The sequence below is a fragment of the Nocardioides hungaricus genome, assembly GCF_054782915.1.
This window is the reverse complement of record NZ_BAAGRO010000045.1, coordinates 36,402-52,337: the sequence shown is the minus strand read 5'-3', so window position 1 is coordinate 52,337 and position 15,936 is coordinate 36,402. Positions and strand designations below refer to the sequence as shown.

The window sequence follows — 15,936 nt, the reverse complement described above, 5'->3', positions numbered from 1 at the left end:
GGACAACCAGGCTGAGACTGCGCCGACTCGGCCCAACTCAGGGGGTCAGAGGAGCGACCAGGCCTTGTCGAGGACGACGCGGAGGATCTGCTCCATCTCGTCGAAGTGCTGCTGGTCGCAGATGAGCGGGGGCGAGAGCTGGATGACCGGGTCGCCGCGGTCGTCGGCGCGGCAGTAGAGGCCCTCGGCGAAGAGCTGCTTGGAGACGAAGCCGAAGAGGATCCGCTCGCACTCGTCGTCGGTGAACGACTCCCGGGTGGCCTTGTCCTTGACCAGTTCGATGCCGTAGAAGTACCCGTCGCCGCGGACGTCGCCGACGATCGGCAGGTCGAGCAGCTTCTCCAGCGTGGCCCGGAACGCGCCCTCGCTGTCCCGGACGTGCTCGAGCACCTTCTCGGACTCGAAGATGTCCAGGTTTTTCAGCGCGACCGCGGTGGAGACCGGGTGGCCGCCGAAGGTGTAGCCGTGGGCGAACATCGCGCCGTCCTCGAGGAACGGCGCCATCAGCTTGTCGCTGGCGATCATCGCGCCGAGCGGGGCGTAGCCGGAGGTGATGCCCTTGGCGCAGGTGATCATGTCGGGCTCGTAGCCGTAGCGCTCGGCGCCGAACATGTGGCCCAGCCGGCCGAAGGCGCAGATGACCTCGTCGGAGACGAGCAGCACGTCGTACTCGTCGCAGATCTCGCGGACCCGCTGGAAGTAGCCCGGCGGCGGCGGGAAGCAGCCGCCGGCGTTCTGCACCGGCTCGAGGAAGACCGCCGCGACGGTGTCGGGGCCCTCGTTCTCGATCGCGACCGCGATCTGGTCGGCGGCCCAGCGGCCGAACGCCTCGGGGTCGTCGCGGTGGAGGGGAGCCCGGTAGATGTTGGTGTTCGGCACCCGGAACGTCGACGGCACGAGCGGCTCGAACTGCTGCTTCAGCGGCGGCAGGCCGGTGATCGACAGCGCGCCCTGGGTGGTGCCGTGGTAGGCGATCGACCGGCTCAGCACCTTGTGCTTCATCGGCTTGCCGGTGAGCTTGAAGTAGTTCTTCGCCAGCTTCCAGGCGGTCTCGACGGACTCGCCGCCGCCGCTGGAGAAGAAGACGCGGTTCAGCGATCCCGGGGCGTACGACGCCAGCCGCTCGGCGAGCAGGATCGCGCTCGGGTGCGCGTAGGACCACAGCGGGTGGAAGGCCAGCTCCCTGGCCTGCGCGGCCGCGGCCTCGGCGAGCTCGGTGCGGCCGTGGCCGAGCTGCGAGACGAACAGCCCGCCCAGGCCGTCGAGGTACCGCTTGCCCTGGGCGTCGTAGAGGTAGGCGCCCTCGCCCCTCGTGATGATGGGGACGTCCGCCTCGTCGTAGGACGAGTGGCGGGTGAAGTGCATCCAGAGGTGGTCCTTGGCGGCACGCTGGAGGTGGTCGTAGTCGGGCTGCTGCATGCCCCCATGGTGCGTGGCCGAGAGGGGCAAAGGCAAGTGAATCCGTCGTGATCACCTGTGATTTCGGCGGAATCCGAAGCAGGTCACCGTGACAGGATGTGCGCATGACGAGGTACGGCGCGCAGTTCGGTCCCGACATCACCTTCCTCGGCGTCGCCCCGGTCGACCTCGACGACGCCGCCGCGCTCGCGGGCGCGGACGTGGTCGTCCTCGGCGCGCCGTTCGACGGCGGTACGTCGCACCGGCCGGGCACCCGCTTCGGCCCGATGGCGATCCGGCAGACCGACTACCTGCCGCAGGACGGCTCGCGCCCGCACCTCGCCCTGCGCGTGGACGCGCTGCGGGACCTGCGCGTCGTGGACGCCGGCGACGTCGAGATGCCGCCCGGCGAGATCGAGCGGGCGCTCGGCGCCCTCGAGGAGGCGGTCTACCGGGTCGCGGCCTCCGGCGCCATCCCCCTGGTGCTGGGCGGCGACCACTCGATCGCCCTGCCCGACGCGACCGGCGTCGCGAGGCACCACGGCAACGGCCGAGTCTCGATGATCCACTTCGACGCCCACGCCGACACCGGCGACATCGAGTTCGGCTCGCTCTACGGCCACGGCCAGCCGATGCGCCGGCTGATCGAGTCGGGGGCGCTGCGCGGGGACCGGTTCCTCCAGCTGGGGCTGCGCGGCTACTGGCCCGGCCCCGAGACACTGGACTGGATGGCCGAGCAGAGCATGCGCTCCTACGAGATGACCGAGATCGGCAGGCGCGGACTCGAGGAGTGCCTCGACGAGGCGTTCGAGATCGCGCTCGACGACTGCGACGCGGTCTTCCTCTCCGTCGACATCGACGTCTGCGACCCCGGCCACGCACCCGGCACCGGCACCCCGGAGCCCGGCGGGCTCTCCTCGCGCCAGCTGCTCGACGCGGTGCGCCGGATCTGCCGCGAGCTCCCGGTCGCGGGCATCGACGTGGTCGAGGTGTCGCCGCCGTACGATCACGCGGAGATCACCGCCTACCTCGCCAACCGGGTCTGCCTCGAGGCGCTCTCCGGGCTCGCCGCCCGCAAGCACGGCATCGGCCACGACCCCGCAGGCCCCCTGCTGGAGGGCCGATGAGCGTCCTGCTCCGCGCCGGAGCCGCCTTCGACGGGCAGCGGTACGCCGGCCGCGTGGACGTCCTGGTCGAGGCCGGCCGGATCGTCGCGGTCGGCGACGGGCTCGAGGGGGACGAGGTCGTCGAGGTCCCGTTCCTCTCGCCCGGGTTCACCGACGCCCACGTGCACCCGATCCAGGGCGGCCTCGAGCGGCTGCGCTGCGACCTGTCCGAGGAGAGCACCCGCGAGGGCTACCTCGCCACGATCGAGGCGTACGCCGATGCGAACCCGGACGCGGAGTGGATCCTCGGCGGCGGCTGGGCGATGCCGGCGTTCCCGGGCGGCACGCCGACCGCGGCCGACCTGGACTCGGTGACGGGCGGCCGTCCGGCGTACCTCCCGAACCGGGACCACCACGGCGCGTGGGTCAACACCCGCGCGCTCGAGATCGCCGGCGTCGACGAGCACACACCGGACCCGCCGGACGGGCGGATCGAGCGCGACGCCGACGGCCGGCCGAGCGGCACGCTGCAGGAGGGCGCGACCTCGCTGGTGTCGCGGTTCGTCCCGAGCGCGACCGGCGAGGACTACTACGCGGCGCTGCTGGCCGGGCAGTCCTACCTGCACTCGGTCGGCGTGACGTCGTGGCAGGACGCGATCGTCGGCGCCTACTCCGGCATGGACGACCCCGCGGCGACCTACCAGGCGGCGGCCGCCGCCGGCGACCTGGTCTCGCACGTCGTCGGCGCGCTGTGGTGGGAGCGGCAGCTCGGCGTCGAGCAGGTGGCCGACCTGGTCGGGCGGCGGGAGACCATGACCGCGGGGCGGTTCCGCGCGACGACCGTGAAGATCATGCAGGACGGCGTTGCCGAGAACGGCACGGCCGCGATGCTCGCGCCCTACCTGGACCGGTGCGGGCACGCGACCGACAACCGCGGCCACTCGTTCCTCACCGCCGAGGCGGTCCGGGACGCGGTGCGGGCGCTGGACGCCGCCGGCTTCCAGGTGCATGTGCACGCGATCGGCGACCGCGGCGTCCGCGAGGCGCTCGACGCGCTCGAGGGCACCGACCCGGTCCGGCGCCACCACGTCGCGCACCTCCAGCTGATCCACCCCGACGACCTGCCGCGGTTCGCGCGGCTGGGCGTCGCCGCGAACCTGCAGATGCTCTGGGCCTGCCTCGACGACCAGATGGCCAACCTGACGATCCCGTTCCTGGGGGAGGAGCGCTGCCGCTGGCAGTACCCCTTCGGCGACCTGCACCGCGCCGGCGCCCGGCTGGTCGGCGGCAGCGACTGGCCGGTCAGCACCCCGGATCCGCTCCAGGCGATCCATGTCGGCGTGACCCGGCGCGACCCAGGGGGCGACCCCGACAGCGACCGGGAGGCGTTCCTCCCCGAGCAGGCGCTGTCGCTGGAGACCGCCTGGGCGGCGTACACCTCGGGCTCGGCGTGGGCCAACCACCGCGACGACGCCGGTGTGCTCCGGCCCGGCGCGGTCGCCGACCTGGTCGTGCTCGACCGCGACCCGTTCGCGGGGCCGCCGGAGGAGATCCACGAGGCCCGGGTCGTGTCCACCTGGATCGACGGAAAGCCCGTCTTCGCGGGCTGAATCAACGAAATCCGCGTGACAACCCGGGTACCCCCTACAGATTCCGTTGCGGGGTCACTAGGCTCGCCTGCATGGCCGACCAGAGATTCCAGAACGTCATCAACGGTGAGCTCGTCGACAGCGTGTCGGGGGAGACCTACGACATCCTCGACCCGACGACCGGGGAGGTGTACGCCCAGGCGCCGAGGTCGGACGCCGAGGACGTGGACCGCGCGTACGCCGCGGCCGCCGCGGCGTTCGAGTCGTGGGGGAGCACCACGCCCCGGGAGCGCTCCGAGGCGCTGCTCAAGATCGCCGACGCGATCGAGGCGCGGGTCGAGGAGATCAACGCCGTCGAGTGCAAGGACACCGGCAAGCCGCTCGGCCTGACCATGGACGAGGAGATGCCGTACGCCGCGGACCACTTCCGCTTCTTCGCCGGCGCCTCGCGGGTGCTCGAGGGCCGCTCGTCGGGCGAGTACCTGGCCGACCACACCTCGTGGATCCGCCGCGAGCCGGTCGGCGTGGTCGGCCAGGTGACCCCGTGGAACTACCCGCTGCTGATGATGATCTGGAAGATCGCCCCGGCGCTCGCGGGCGGCAACACGATCGTGCTCAAGCCCAGCGACACCACGCCCGCCAGCTCCACGCTGCTGGCCGAGCTGGCCCAGGAGTTCCTGCCGCCCGGCGTACTCAACGTCGTGACGGGCGACCGCGACACCGGCCGCGCGCTGGTCGCGCACAAGACCCCGCAGATGGTCGCGATCACCGGCTCGGTCCGCGCCGGCATGGAGGTCGCGGAGTCGGCGTCCCACGACCTCAAGCGCGTGCACCTCGAGCTGGGCGGCAAGGCGCCGGTCATCGTCTTCGACGACGCCGACATCGAGAAGGCCGCCGAGGGCATCGCCGGCGCGGGGCTCTTCAACGCCGGCCAGGACTGCACCGCCGCGACCCGGGTGCTCGCCGCGCCGGGCGTCCACGACGAGTTCGTCGCCGCGCTCACCGAGGCCGCGAAGGGCATGCCGACCGGCGACCCGGCCAGCGCGGACACCTACTACGGTCCGCTCAACAACCAGGGCCAGTTCGACCGCGTCGCCGGCATGGTCGACCGGCTGCCCGACCACGCGAACCTCGAGACCGGCGGCGCCCGCCACGGCAGCGTCGGCTACTTCTACGAGCCGACCGTGCTCTCCGGCCTGCGGCAGGACGACGAGCAGATCCAGAGCGAGATCTTCGGCCCGGTGATGACCGTGCAGCGGTTCACCGACGAGGCCGAGGCGCTGCGCTGGGCCAACGGCGTGCAGTACGGCCTCGCCTCCAGCGTCTGGACCAGGGACCACGGCCGCGCGATGCGGATGTCGCGCGGGCTCGACTTCGGCGTGGTGTGGATCAACACCCACATCCCGTTCGTCAGCGAGATGCCGCACGGCGGCTTCAAGCACTCCGGCTACGGCAAGGACCTGTCCATGTACGGCCTCGAGGACTACACGCGCATCAAGCACGTCATGTCCTACATCGGCGAGTGACGTGAGGATCCTCCTGGTCGGGACCGGGGGCGTCGGGTCGGCGTTCGCCGCCATCGCGGCCCGCCGAGACTTCTTCGAGGCGATCGTGGTGTCGGACTACTCCCTCGAGCGCGCGGAGCGGGCCGCCGCCACCGACGAGCGGTACGTCGCCGCGCAGATCGACGCATCGTCGGCCGAGGCCGTCGCGGCGCTGTGCCGCGAGCACCGCATCACGCACGTCATGAACGCGGTCGACCCGGTGTTCAACATGCCGATCTTCGACGGCGCCTTCGCCGCGGGCGCGGACTACCTCGACATGGCGATGTCCCTGTCGCGGCCGCATCCGACGGCGCCGTACGAGAGGACCGGGGTGAAGCTCGGGGACGAGCAGTTCGCGGCCGCGTCGGAGTGGGAGGGAGCCGGCCGGCTGGCGCTCGTCGGCATCGGCGTCGAGCCCGGGCTCTCCGACGTGTTCGCGCGGTACGCCGCCGACCACCTGTTCGGCGAGATCGACGAGCTCGGCACCCGCGACGGCGCCAACCTGGTCGTCACCGACGACGCCGGCAACGAGATCTTCGCGCCGTCGTTCTCGATGTGGACGACGATCGAGGAGTGCCTCAACCCGCCGGTGATCTGGCAGGACGGGGGGTGGCACACGACGGCGCCGTTCTCCGAGCCCGAGGTCTTCGACTTCCCCGAGGGCATCGGGCCGGTCGAGTGCGTCAACGTCGAGCACGAGGAGGTGCTCCTCATGCCGCGCTGGGTCGACTGCAGGCGCGCGACGTTCAAGTACGGCCTGGGCGATGAGTTCATCAACATCCTCAAGGTCCTGCACACCCTCGGCCTCGACAGCACCGAGAAGGTGCGCGTGAAGGGCGTCGAGGTCGCGCCGCGCGACGTGGTCGCGGCGGTGCTCCCGGACCCGGCCACGGTCGGCCCGCGGATGCGGGGCAAGACCTGCGCCGGCCTCTGGGTGACCGGCCGCGGCAAGGACGGCGCCGAGCGGTCGACGTACCTCTACCACGTGGTCGACAACGAGTGGACCATGCGCGAGTACGGCCACCAGTGCGTCGTCTGGCAGACCGCGATCAACCCCGTGGTCGCGCTCGAGCTGCTCTCCCGCGGCACCTGGACCGGCGCCGGCGTGCTCGGCCCCGAGGCGTTCGACGCGGTGCCGTTCCTCGACCTGCTCACCGAGTACGGCAGCCCCTGGGGGATGCAGGAGCTCTCCTAGCCTGCCGACGGGTCGCTCTCCCTCTACCCGCCCTCTACCCGGAGGAGGCCCGGTCGGCAGGAGCGCCCGTCGGGTCGTCGGCCATCGGTGCCCGCTCGCCGCCGACCCCCCAGCCGTAGGCCATCTTGTGGATCTCGAGCACCAGCGAGGACGACGTCGACCGCACCCCCGGCACCTGCTGCAGGCGGCCGCTCAGCAGGTCCTTGAAGTGCGCGGTGTCGAGGCAGACGACCTCGACGATCAGGTCGTAGCCGCCCGCGGTCGCGGCCAGGTAGCTCACCTCCGGGTAGTCCCGGATGCGGGCGGCGACCTCGTCGAGCGTGCCCGGCTCGACGCTGACCTGGATCAGCGCCATCAGGTCGAATCCGAGCCGGAGGGGGTTGGCGATGCCGACCACCTGGAGGATTCCCGAGCGCTCCAGCCGCTGGACGCGATAGCGGATCACGCTCTCGCTGACTCCGATGTCGCTGGCGATCCGCGCATACGAGCGGCGCCCCTCGACCTGGAGCGCGGCGATCACCTGACGGTCCACATCGTCGAGCTGGGGCGTGGCCTGACCGAGCCACTGCTGCGCCACGCGCATATTTCACACCTCCGTAACGCGGAATCAACAAATTTTGCCCAGAGACTTGCGGGAATCGGTAAGCACGAGTGATCCTATCGCGAAATCGGTAAGCAACGGACACGGATCTAGCGGATCCGGCGAAGGAGGGCCGATGGCCACCACCACCGCCCCGGCGATCGGCCAGGCCGATCGCCAGTTGGCGGCGTTCCTCGCCGAGATCTCCGAGCGGATGGCGCCGGAGCCCGTGATCCCCTTCGGCGACGAGGAGTACGCCGCCCGCCTGGATCGGCTGCGGGCCGCGATGGCCGCCGACGGCATCGACCTGCTGCTGCTCTCCTCGCCCGAGGCCCAGTGCTGGATCCACGGCCTCTCGCTGCGGTGGTACAAGGCGCACGCACCACGTCAGTGGCGGCCGCTGATCACTACCGCCGTCCACGTCGACCACGACCGATTCATCCTCTTCGACGGTGCCGAGCACGCCGAGGTGATCCGGCGGACGTCGATGGCACCCGACGTGCGGCTGCTGCCGCGCTACGAGCGCGACCGGATGCTCGGCTTCATCCTCGACGAGCTGCGTGCGGAGGGCTGGCTCGCCGGACGGGTCGGTCTCGAGCGCTACAGCTACGTGCCGAGCCCGGCCGTGCATGCCGAGGTGGTCGCGGGCCTCGCCTCGGCCGGCTGCACCGTGGTCGACGGCACCGACGCCGTCCGGCGCGTGCGCCGGGTCAAGTCGCCCGCCGAGCTCGCCTGCATCGAGCGCGCCGCCGAGATCGCCGATGCGGGCATCCGCGGCCTGGTCGCCCAGCTCCACGTGGGCATGACCGAACTGGAGGCCTGGGCGGCGATGATGTCGGCGATGGTCGCGGCCGGTGGCGAGCCCGCCGCGCTGCACGAGTTCGCCTCCCTCGGTCAGCGAGCAGGCCACGCGTGGGCCGGCCACCGCCGGATCGAGCCCGGACTGGTGCTCAACGTCGATCCGTGCGGCGTGGTCAACCGCTACCACTCCAACCGGACCGGGACCATCTTCATCGGCGATCCCCCCGCCCAGTACCTCGACCTGATGGCCCGGCTGGCCGGGGCGTACGACGTGCTGCGTGCCCGCGCCTCGGCCGGCACGCCGGTCCGCGAGGTCAACGCCGCGCTGCGGGAGTATTACCGGGAGGTCGGCCTCTGGGACCTCAGGGGCGACACCTGGATCGGTGGCTACGAGCTGGGCCTCAGCTTCCCTCCGGACTGGGTCGGCGACTGGATCTTCACCGTCGCCGACGAGGAGACCGACGAGGTCTTCGAGGCCGGCATGGTCACGAACTTCGAGAGCATCGTGCACTTCTCCCTCATCGACACGCTCGTCTACGAGGAGGACGGGGCGCGCACCCTGTCGAGCCTCCCGCACGAGCTGATCGTGGTCGACCCGTGACCGGCCACTCCTCGATCGTCTCGAGACCGCACCACCCGACCCGACACCCCGCCCCACCACATCACCAGGAGCACTCATGACCCGACGATTGATCCCGGCCGTGCCCGCGGGCTTGGCCGCGCTCGCCCTGCTCGCCGCCTGCAGCTCGCCGGCCACCGAGCCCGGATCGGGCACCGACAGCTCCGATGACTCGGGGAGTGGCGACGGCACCCTCGTCATCGCGAGCTGGGGCGGCCGGTTCACCCAGACGACCCAGAAGTACCTCGCGGACCCGTTCTCCGAGGAGACGGGGATCAAGGTCCAGATCGTCGACGTGCCGGGCACCCAGGTGACCCAGCTGCAGGCGCAGCGCGACGCCGGCACCATGCAGTGGGACGTCATGGACAGCCTCGGCGCGGCGGACGCGTTCGTCCTCGACAGCATGAACCTGCTCGAGCCGCTGACCGACCAGCAGAAGGCGACGTACTCCGACGCGCTGGGCAAGGACAAGGTCAGCGACTTCGGCTTCACCTACGCCAACCTCGGCTACATCATCGCCTGTCGCGAGGATGTCGAGTGCCCGACGACGGTCCCGGAGTTCTTCGACCCCCAGGCGTTCCCCGGCACCCGTGCCTTCCCGGGCGCCTCGCCCAGCCAGACGACGTCGATCCTGGCCGAGGCGGCCGGCGTCGACCTGCCGCAGGACGTCGACACCCTGCTGCAGCCGCTGCGCGACCTCAAGCCCGACATCAAGGTGTTCTACACCTCCGGTGACCAGCAGGAGCAGCTGCTGCGCCAGGGCGAGGTCGACATGATCATCATGTACAGCGGCCGCGCCTACAGCGTGCAGGACTCCGGTACGCCGCTGACCATCAACTGGGCCGGCACCTACGACCCCGGCTACACCGCCCAGGTGGCCGACGCCCCGAACCCCGAGGCAGCCGCCAGGTTCCTCGACTGGGTGGTCGCCAACCCCGAGGCCCAGGCCAAGTGGGCCGAGGAGATGCAGTACAGCGTGCCGAGCCCCGACGCGCTCGACCTGATGCCGGCCGACGTCGCCCAGCGGCTCGCGGACTACCCGGCCAACTTCGAGAAGCTCGGTCAGCAGGACTTCCCGTGGTACGTCGAGAACCAGAAGGCGATCGACTCCGGGCTCAACCAGATCATCCAGGGCGGCTGAGTGGCTGCCGTGACCACCAGCAGCACCGGTGCCGGGACCGCCGAGCGCGGACCCGGCACCGGGGGACGGCCCTGGTCGCCGTACGGCGGCCGGCTGCTGGGGCTCCTCCTCGCCCTGCCGGCGGTCGCGCTCGTGGCGCTGTTCGTCGTGATGCCCGTCGCGCAGGTCTTCATCGACGCCAGCTCCGGCGGTGCCGGCATGAGCCGCTACGCCGACGTCTTCCGCGACGACGTCAGCCGGCGCGCGCTGGTCACGACGCTGACCGACAGCCTCATCGTCACCGCGGCCACCATCGGCGTCGGCTCGGTGCTCGCCTGGACGCTCCACACCAGCACCCGCGGCTGGCTGCGGTTCCTCGTCTGGCTCACCGCACTGATCCCGTTCACCATGGGCATGGTCGTCAAGAACTACTCCGTGCTGCTGCTCCTGGTCGCCAACGGCCCGGTGAACACGGTCCTGCTGGACCTCGGCGTGATCGACCAGCCGCTGTCGCTGCTCTACTCCAAGTTCGCGGTGGTGTACGGCATCGCCTACTCGCTCCTGCCGTACGCCGTGCTGACGCTCTACTCCGTCTTCCGCGGCGTCGACCGCGATCTCCTCGCGTCGGCCTCGGTGCTGGGAGCGAGTCGGGGCCGGGCGCTGGTCACCGTGGTGTGGCCCCTGGTGCGGGGCGGGGTCCTGGTCGCCGCGGCTCTGGTGTTCGTCCTCTCCATCGGCTTCTACGTCACGCCGATCCTCCTCGGCGGACTGCAGACCCCGTTCATCGCGACCGTCATCAGCCAGCAGATCTTCACCCTCTTCGACTACCCCGCGGCCGCCGCCACCTCGGCCGTGGTGCTCGTCATCGCGCTGCTGGTGCTCGCGCTCGCGCTCATGGTCGCGGGCGGCCGAGCCTTCCGGCGGGTGATCTCGTGAGCAGCCCGCAGCGGATGTCCGAGCGGGCCCTGTCGCTGACCGGCGGCATCGTGGTCGCGGCGGCCGTCGTACTCGTGCTGAGCCCGGTCGTGCTGACGGTGGTCCTGTCGTTCTCCGACGACCCGGCCATCTCCTTCCCGCCGCAGAGCTGGGGCGTCGAGCGCTACACGCGGCTCGCTGGGAGCGAGGAGTGGCTGCAGCCGCTCTGGCTGTCGGTCCGGCTCGCCGCGGTGAGCGCGGTCGCGACGGTCGCGGTCGGCGCGGCCCTGCTCGTGGCCGTCCACCGCACGCGGCTGCCGCTGCGCGGGGTGCTGGAGCAGGCCAGCCTGGTGAGCCTGGCGATCCCGTCCTCGGCGTACGCCGTCGCGATGTACGCGGCGTTTGCGCAGTACGGCCTGCTCGGCACCTTCCACGGCCTGGTGATCGTCAACATCGTGCTGTCGCTGCCGTTCGTCGTCCTGGTCGGCGGGACCGGCCTGCGCGCGGCGTCGCTCGACCTCGAGCTCGTCGCCTTCACCCTCGGCGCCGACCGCTGGCGGGTGTGGCTCGGGGTCACGCTGCGCATGCTCCTGCCGGCCTTCCTCGGCGCGCTGCTGATGTCCTTCCAGCAGGCGTTCGAGGAGTCGGTCTTCATCAACTTCCTGGGTGGCCCCGGCCTGAAGACGCTGCCGAAGGCCATCTTCGACTCCGTCCAGTTCGGCAGCGACCCCATCATCACGGCGATCTCGAGCCTGATCATCCTGGTCTCCACGGCCGCGATCGCCGTCCCGCTCGCCACGTCCCGAGGGAGAAGGTCGTGACCATGACCGACGAACACCCGATGCTCACCCCGGCCGCCGGAGCCGCCGCCGAGTCGCGGCCCGCCGTCGAGTTGCGGGGGCTGACGAAACGCTACGGCCAGGTCACGGCGGTGAGCGCGGTCGACCTGAGCGTGCGCCAGGGTGAGCTGATCGCCGTGCTCGGCGCGAGTGGCTCCGGCAAGACGACGCTGCTGCGCATGATCGCCGGCTTCGAGACCGTCACCGAGGGCTCGATCTCGCTCTTCGGCCGCGACGTCTCGCAGCTGAGCCCGGCGGACCGTGAGATCGGCATGGTGTTCCAGAACTACGCGCTGATGCCGCACCTGACGGTGCGCAGGAACATCGAGTACGGCCTGCGCATGCGTCGCTGGTCCAGAGCGGACCGCGCCGCCCGGGTCGACGAGATGCTCGGCCGGATGCGCCTCGAGGCGTACGGCGACCGTCTCCCGCGTCAGCTCTCGGGCGGTCAGCAGCAGCGGGTCGCCATCGCCCGTGCGTTGGCGTACTCGCCGAAGGTGCTGTTGATGGACGAGCCGATGGGTGCGCTCGACAAGGCGCTCAAGCAGGAGCTGCTGGCCGAGGTACGCCGCGTGCACCGCGAGTTCGCGACCACCATCTTCTACGTCACCCACGACCGTGAGGAGGCCCTGTCGCTCGCGGACCGGGTCGCCTTGATGGCGGACTCGGAGCTGGTCGACTGCGCACCCGTCCGGGACATGTACCTGCGGCCGAGCACCGCCTTCGCCGCGACCTTCTTCGCGGGGGCGAACGTGCTGCCGGTCGACGTCGTCGCCCGGGACGGATCCGGGACGCGGGTCCGGCTCGGGGGCGTCGAGCACACGGTGCCGGGTGCCGATCCGGGTGGACGCGCCGCCCTGGCGATCCGACCCCGCGACGTGCGACTCGACCCGGTGTCGCACGGCTGGTCGCTGGAGGCCGTCGTCGAGGACACCGTCTTCCTCGGCGACGACCTGCGCGTCACCGCGCGGCCCACCGGCCTCGACACCGGCCTCGACACCGGGCCGATCACCGCGCTCGTGCCCCAGGCCGCGGCCGGCGACCTCGCGGTCGGCGCCGTGGTCCGACTCGGGATCGACCCCGCCGCCTGCCATCTGACCGCACCCACCGTCGACGAGGAGCCGACCGCGTGAGCATGCAGACCCCCTCCATCACCCGCACCGTCGCCGAGATCGGCCCGGTCGACGTGGTCCTCGCCGATGCCCGGATCTGGACCGGCGACGCCGCCGGCTCCTGGGCCACCACCCTCGCCGTGGCCGGCGGTCGCCTGGTCGCGGTCGGCGGCGACGACGTCCGCGACCTCGCCGGCCCCGGCACCCGGATTGTCTCCGTCGAGGGGCGCACCGTCATCCCGGGCCTCATCGACGCCCACGTCCACCCCGTCCCGGCCGGCCAGAAGATGCTGTCGGTCGACCTCGGCCGGCTCACGGACCGGACTCAGTACGCGGAGGCGATCGCCTCCTACGCCGCCACGCTGCCTGCCGACGCCTGGGTGCGCGGCGGCAACTGGTCCTTCGACGCCTTCCCGGGCGGCGTACCGACCGCAGCGGAGCTGGACCCGCTCGTCGGCGGCCGGCCGGCCGTGCTGCCCAACCGGGACGGCCACACCTACTGGGTGAGCACCCGGGCGCTCGAGCTGGCCGGTATCGACCGGGACACGCCCGACCCCGCCGACGGGCGGATCGAGCGGGACGCGGCCGGCGACGCCGTCGGTGCGCTCCAGGAGGGCGCCATGCGGCTGGTCGACGCGGTGGTGCCGGCACCGACGGAGGACGAGCTGCTCGAGGCGCTGCTCACCGCGCAGGCCTATCTGCACAGCATCGGCATCACCGGCTGGCAGGACGCCAAGGTCTTCCCCGAGATCGCGCGCACCTACGCCCGCGCGTCCGACGAGGGGCTGCTCACCGGCGACGTCACCGGAGCGCTCTGGTGGGATCGCGGGGCGGGATCGGTGGTGGACCAGGTCGGCTCCATGGTCGACACCCGGCAGACGCTGAGCCGCCCGGGACTGCGGTTCACGACGACCAAGATGATGCTCGACGGGGTGGCGGAGAACTTCACCGCCGCGATGCTCGAGGCCTACGTGCACCAGTGCCTCGCCCATGACCACGGACTGCACTTCTTCGACGCCGACGAGCTCCGCGAGATCGTGCTCGCACTCGACGCGGCGGGACAGCAGATCCACTTCCACGCGGTCGGCGACGCCGCGGTGCGGGAGGGCCTGGACATGGTCGAGCTGATCCAGTCGACCAGCCCGGGGCGCCGGCTGCGGCACCACATCGCCCACATCCAGGTGATGCACCCCGACGACGCCGGGCGCTTCGCCCGCCTCGGCGTCGCGGTGAACGCGCAGCCGCTGTGGGCTCGGCTGGAGCCGCAGATGACCGAGCTGACGATGCCCTTCCTCGGCGAGCGCCGGGCGGGATGGCAGTACCCCTGGGGGACGCTCGACCGCACGGGAGCCGTGCTCGCCTTCGGCAGCGACTGGCCGGTGTCCACCCCCGAGCCGTTCCGCGAGCTGCACGTCGCGGTGAACCGGACGCCGGCCGGCGACAGCCCGACCTGGCGGCCGGGGGACGGCGTGTTCCTCCCCGAGGAGCGGCTCAGCCTGTCGCGGGCGCTGCGCGCCTTCACGATGGGCAGCGCCTGGGTGAACGGCACCGACCACGAGCGCGGCAGTCTGGAGCCCGGCAAGTACGCCGACTTCGCGATCCTCGACCGGGACCCCTTCTCGGGCCCCACCGAGGAGATCTGGACGACCGGGGTCGAGCAGACCTGGATCGCGGGCCGGCCGGTGCACGGGCCGGACGCTCCATGACGGCACGTGCAGCCCTGGCGCTAACGCACCGCACGCCGTACTGGCTCGACTCCGTCGACCGGCCCGCGCCGCTGCCGTCCCTGGAGGGCGCCACGACGGCCGACCTGCTGGTGGTCGGTGGTGGCTACCAGGGGCTCTGGACCGCGCTCAAGGCCAAGGAGCGCTGGCCGGATCGCGACGTCGTCCTGCTCGAGTCGGACCGCGTCGGCGGTGCCGCCAGTGGTCGCAACGGCGGGTTCGTGTCGGCGAGCCTGACCCACGGCTTCGCGAACGGCCACTCCCGTTGGCCCCGCGAGAGCGTCGAGTTGGAGCGCCTCGGTGCCGAGAACCTCCGCGGCCTCGAGGAGGATCTCACGCGTCACGGGATCGAGTGCGAGTTCGAGAGCACCGGCAAGCTCACGGTCGCCACCAGCGCGCGCGCTCTCGCCGAGCTCGAGGAGGTCCAGCGGCTGGCGGCCGGCCACGGGGTGGACGTGACGCTGCTCGATGCCGACGAGGTCGCCAAGCGGATCGCCTCGCCGAGGTTCGTCGGAGGGACCTTCGCGCCCGACGCCAACGCGCTGGTGCACCCGGCGAAGCTCGCCTGGGGGCTGCGCGACGCCTGCCTGCGGCTCGGCGTGCGCATCCATGAGGGCACGCCCTGCACGAGCCTGAGGCGGAGCGGGCGGAGGGTCCGGGCCGGGACGCCGTACGGCGAGGTGCGCGCCGATCGGGTGGCCCTGGCGACCAACGGATTCCCCTCGCCGCTGCGCAGGCTGCGCTGGCGCACGGTGCCCGTGTACGACTACGCCCTGGTCACCGAGCCGCTCGACGCGGTCCAGAAGGAGGCGATCGGGTGGCGGGGTCGCGAGGGCGTCACCGACACCGGCAACCGGTTCCACTACTTCCGGCTGACCGCCGACGACCGGGTGTTGTGGGGTGGCTACGACGCGATCTACCACTACAGGAGCCGGATCGCCCCCGAGCTCGAGCGGCGCGAGGAGACCTTCGAGCGGCTCGCCGGGCAGTTCGCGGACACGTTCCCGACGCTCGACGGCGTCCGGTTCAGCCACGCGTGGGGCGGCGTCATCGACACCTGCACCCGCTTCTTCGCCTTCTACGGCAGGGCGATGGGCGGGCGGGTCGTCTATGCCCTCGGGCACACCGGCCTCGGTGTGGCGGCGACCCGCTTCGCCGCCGAGACCTGCCTGGATCTGCTCGAGGGACGGGCCACCGAACGCACCCAACTCTCGATGGTGCGGCGCCGCCCCGTCCCGTTCCCGCCGGAGCCGCTGCGCTGGCTGGCGATCCAGCTCACCCGCTCGTCGCTCGCCCGCGCGGACGTCACCGGTCGTCGCAACGCATGGCTGCGGCTGCTCGACCGGTTCGGCGTCGGCTTCGACTCCTGACCCTCCCCACCATCCGATCCCGAC

13 protein-coding genes are annotated in these 15,936 nt (G+C 71.7%); 11 read left to right on the top strand and 2 right to left on the bottom strand.

Annotated elements, in window-relative coordinates; genetic code table 11:
- Positions 1 to 45: 45 nt before the first annotated feature.
- On the bottom strand, positions 46 to 1,419 hold the full coding sequence (locus ACYVKX_RS17020; RefSeq protein ID WP_460834865.1) for an aspartate aminotransferase family protein: 1,374 nt from the start codon (positions 1,417 to 1,419) through the stop codon (positions 46 to 48).
- 104 nt (positions 1,420 to 1,523) lie between these two features.
- Here ACYVKX_RS17020 and speB point away from each other — a divergent pair, with 104 nt between their 5' ends.
- The 4 genes from speB to ACYVKX_RS17000 all read left to right on the top strand — a co-directional run bounded on the left by speB (position 1,524) and on the right by ACYVKX_RS17000 (position 6,832).
- Positions 1,524 to 2,525 carry an agmatinase gene (speB, locus tag ACYVKX_RS17015; RefSeq protein ID WP_460834864.1) on the top strand — a complete coding sequence of 334 codons (1,002 nt, stop codon included), beginning with the start codon at positions 1,524 to 1,526 and terminating at the stop codon, positions 2,523 to 2,525.
- Complete coding sequence (locus ACYVKX_RS17010) at positions 2,522 to 4,114, top strand: amidohydrolase (protein WP_460834863.1); 1,593 nt, start codon at positions 2,522 to 2,524, stop codon at positions 4,112 to 4,114. Before speB ends, ACYVKX_RS17010 begins: the two co-directional genes overlap by 4 nt.
- 71 nt (positions 4,115 to 4,185) lie before the next feature.
- Complete coding sequence (locus ACYVKX_RS17005; RefSeq protein ID WP_460834862.1) at positions 4,186 to 5,619, top strand: gamma-aminobutyraldehyde dehydrogenase; 1,434 nt, start codon at positions 4,186 to 4,188, stop codon at positions 5,617 to 5,619.
- A 1-nt stretch (position 5,620) separates the two neighbouring features.
- Positions 5,621 to 6,832, top strand: a complete 1,212-nt coding sequence (locus tag ACYVKX_RS17000) for a saccharopine dehydrogenase family protein (protein WP_460834861.1) — start codon at positions 5,621 to 5,623, stop codon at positions 6,830 to 6,832.
- A 34-nt stretch (positions 6,833 to 6,866) separates the two neighbouring features.
- On the opposite strand, the gene ACYVKX_RS16995 is transcribed toward ACYVKX_RS17000, so the two are convergent.
- Positions 6,867 to 7,415: an Lrp/AsnC family transcriptional regulator gene (locus ACYVKX_RS16995; protein ID WP_460834860.1), complete on the bottom strand. Its 549-nt coding sequence runs from the start codon at positions 7,413 to 7,415 to the stop codon at positions 6,867 to 6,869.
- Positions 7,416 to 7,548: 133 nt separating this feature from the next.
- Between ACYVKX_RS16995 and ACYVKX_RS16990 the strand changes: the two genes are divergently transcribed.
- The 7 genes from ACYVKX_RS16990 (at position 7,549) to ACYVKX_RS16960 (ending at position 15,912) form a co-directional block, all read left to right on the top strand.
- Positions 7,549 to 8,814: a M24 family metallopeptidase gene (locus tag ACYVKX_RS16990; protein ID WP_460834859.1), complete on the top strand. Its 1,266-nt coding sequence runs from the start codon at positions 7,549 to 7,551 to the stop codon at positions 8,812 to 8,814.
- Between the two features lie 76 nt (positions 8,815 to 8,890).
- Positions 8,891 to 9,973 carry an extracellular solute-binding protein gene (locus tag ACYVKX_RS16985; protein ID WP_460834857.1) on the top strand — a complete coding sequence of 361 codons (1,083 nt, stop codon included), beginning with the start codon at positions 8,891 to 8,893 and terminating at the stop codon, positions 9,971 to 9,973.
- A gap of 9 nt (positions 9,974 to 9,982) precedes the next feature.
- Positions 9,983 to 10,888: an ABC transporter permease gene (locus ACYVKX_RS16980; RefSeq protein ID WP_460834854.1), complete on the top strand. Its 906-nt coding sequence runs from the start codon at positions 9,983 to 9,985 to the stop codon at positions 10,886 to 10,888.
- Positions 10,885 to 11,688: an ABC transporter permease gene (locus ACYVKX_RS16975; RefSeq protein ID WP_460834852.1), complete on the top strand. Its 804-nt coding sequence runs from the start codon at positions 10,885 to 10,887 to the stop codon at positions 11,686 to 11,688. Before ACYVKX_RS16980 ends, ACYVKX_RS16975 begins: the two co-directional genes overlap by 4 nt.
- Before the next feature lie 2 nt (positions 11,689 to 11,690).
- Positions 11,691 to 12,839 (top strand): ABC transporter ATP-binding protein, encoded by a 1,149-nt coding sequence (locus tag ACYVKX_RS16970; protein WP_460834850.1) that lies wholly within the window; start codon positions 11,691 to 11,693, stop codon positions 12,837 to 12,839.
- A 2-nt stretch (positions 12,840 to 12,841) separates the two neighbouring features.
- Positions 12,842 to 14,524: an amidohydrolase gene (locus ACYVKX_RS16965; RefSeq protein WP_460834961.1), complete on the top strand. Its 1,683-nt coding sequence runs from the start codon at positions 12,842 to 12,844 to the stop codon at positions 14,522 to 14,524.
- Positions 14,521 to 15,912: an NAD(P)/FAD-dependent oxidoreductase gene (locus tag ACYVKX_RS16960; protein ID WP_460834847.1), complete on the top strand. Its 1,392-nt coding sequence runs from the start codon at positions 14,521 to 14,523 to the stop codon at positions 15,910 to 15,912. The genes ACYVKX_RS16965 and ACYVKX_RS16960 overlap by 4 nt, the downstream gene beginning before the upstream one ends.
- The last annotated feature ends 24 nt before the right edge of the window (positions 15,913 to 15,936 follow it).